Annotated in this window: 2 protein-coding genes; one reads left to right on the plus strand and one right to left on the minus strand. The window is 73.1% G+C overall.

Annotation, left to right across the window (positions count from 1 at the left end):
• Positions 1-821 (minus strand): alpha/beta fold hydrolase (locus tag AB0I76_RS28200; protein ID WP_357041657.1); only part of this gene is annotated, 821 nt, incomplete at its 3' end.
• Positions 822-1,195: 374 nt separating this feature from the next.
• On the opposite strand from AB0I76_RS28200, the gene AB0I76_RS28205 reads away from it, so the two are divergent.
• A partial coding sequence (locus tag AB0I76_RS28205; RefSeq protein ID WP_357041660.1) for a hypothetical protein occupies positions 1,196-2,206 on the plus strand: 1,011 nt, incomplete at its 3' end.

Genomic DNA, 2,206 nt, shown 5'->3' on the forward strand with positions numbered 1-2,206 from the left:
CCTGCGTGAGCGGTGTACCTCAGCCTGAGATGGGCTGCCCGGTACGTGCGGAAGTGCTGGTAGCGCGAGGCCGACGCGGGCGCACCCTCCGACCGGGCCCCGGTCGCACCGGAGATCCCGGCCGGTCCGGTGCCGACGTTGCCGCCGCCACCGAAGAACAGCCCGGCCCAGCCGGACTTGAACACGCCCTCGGTGGTGTCCCGGCCGCTGCTCTCCGGCAGGAACGCCCGGGACAGGTCGTTCCAGGTGATCATCGGGACGATCGCGTCCACACGTTTGTCCTGCGCCGCGAGCAGCAGGGCGAGCCCGCCGCCGTACGAACCGCCGACGACGCCCACGCTCGGGTCACCTGCGGCGTCGGTACGGATCTCGGGCCGGGCGGCGAGCCAGTCCAGCAGCCGCTCGGCGTCGCGTACCTCGTAGTCGGGGTTGTCCAGGTGGATCTGCCCGCCGCTGCGGCCGAAGCCGCGGGCCGTCCACGTCAGGACGGCGTACCCGCGACCGGCGAACTCCTCCGCGTCCGAGCGCACCGACTCCTTGGTGCCGCCGAAGCCGTGTGCGAGCAGCACCGCCGGGACCTTGTCGCCGGCGGACGCCTCCTCGGGCAGGTAGAGCGTGGTGTCCAGGTCGACCGGCTCGTCGCCGGCCGGGCCGGAACGGACGGTCAGGACGGCGGACTCGGTGCGGACGTCCGGCCCCTGCGGTCGTACCGCCCAGACCACCGCCCCGACGAGCAGCACGGCGACCACCGTGGCGACGACGGCACGGCGGCGGGTGGGCAGGGCACGCCGGATCCACGCGGCCGGCGACGGCGATCTCATGCGGCACACGCTACGGGCCGGATCCTGAGCGTTGGCTGAGATCCTCCGTACGTCCGTCCGGTTGCTCCGATCGTCGGGCGGATCGGTGCGAGCGCGGAAGGTCCAGACCCGTCCCAGCGGGATGAATTCGGATCACGTGAATTCCGATCTTCGGCGGAAATCGGCTCCGATCCATCCATGTCGGTGCGGGAATGGCACGGACGGTGTCCATCTGATCAACGACAGGTGACTTCGCGCGAACTGACGCAAAACTGACTGCCCGACGGCGCTAAGCCCCCTACTGGCTTCGGTTAGTTTCCGGTCCGGTGCATGGGACTCGATCGGCGAGCACCACACCGCGACCGGTTCCCCGCCCCCGCCGGAGGAGACTGACCATGACCGTCCCCGCGCCGCGGGTCCGCCGGCGACCCTCCGCCGTCGGCCGTGCTCTGCCACTACTGCTGGTGGTGGCCCTCCTCGCGCCGCTGGCTCTCCTCTTCGTCCAGACCTGGCGGCTCACCGACGACGACCGCGACCTGGTCGTGTCCGAACGTCTCGGCGTCGAGTACCTCCGGGCCCTGGCTCCGGTGACCGACGCGCTGGTGGAGGCCCAGTCCGCCGCCGTGGCCGGTAGGACGGTGTCCGGCGACGAGCTGACCCGGGCGGTGGAGGCGGCCGCCTCGGTCGACGCCCGCATCGGCGACGACCTGCGCGCCCAGGAACGCTGGGCCGGACTGCGGGCCAAACTGGAGGCGCTGTCGGACCGGAGCCCCACGGACCCGGAGACCGCCTACGCCGCCTACGGCGAGACCACCGAGCTGCTGCTGGACCTGCACCGGAAGGTACGGGAGACCTCCGGACTGGTCCGCGACCCTGAGTCCGACTCCTTCTTCCTGCAGGACGGCATCGGCAAGGACCTGCCCCAGGCGATGGTCGCCGCCGGCCGGCTCGCCGACCTGACCATCCTGGCCGCGCAGCGGCCGGCCGCCCAGCGGGCCAGGACCGTCGCCGAACTCGCCGGCGTCCGCGTCGCCGCCCTCGCGCCGTCCGCCGACATGGTGACCGACCTGCGGGCGGCGGTGGACAGCTCGGAGAGCACCAACCTCGGCCCCACCGTCCTCACCCCGCTGGACACCTACCAGCGGGCGGTGGAGGCGCTGGCCGCGTACTCGACCCCCACCACGCCGAGCGGCGAGGTGGACGCGGGTCGGCTCGTCGGCGCCCGGACCGCCGTCCAGGCCGCCAGTCGGCAGCTCCAGCCGGTCATCCTCGGTGAACTCGACGCGCTGCTCGCCGACCGCCTCGACGACCTGGACCGGGAGCGCTGGCTGGCGGTGGGCGCCGCCGCGACGGCCGTCCTGCTGCTGGCCGTGCTGGCCGCCATCCTCGTCACCGCCGCCCGGCGG

The sequence above is a fragment of the Micromonospora sp. NPDC049799 genome (genome assembly GCF_040656655.1).
GTDB lineage: Bacteria > Actinomycetota > Actinomycetes > Mycobacteriales > Micromonosporaceae > Micromonospora.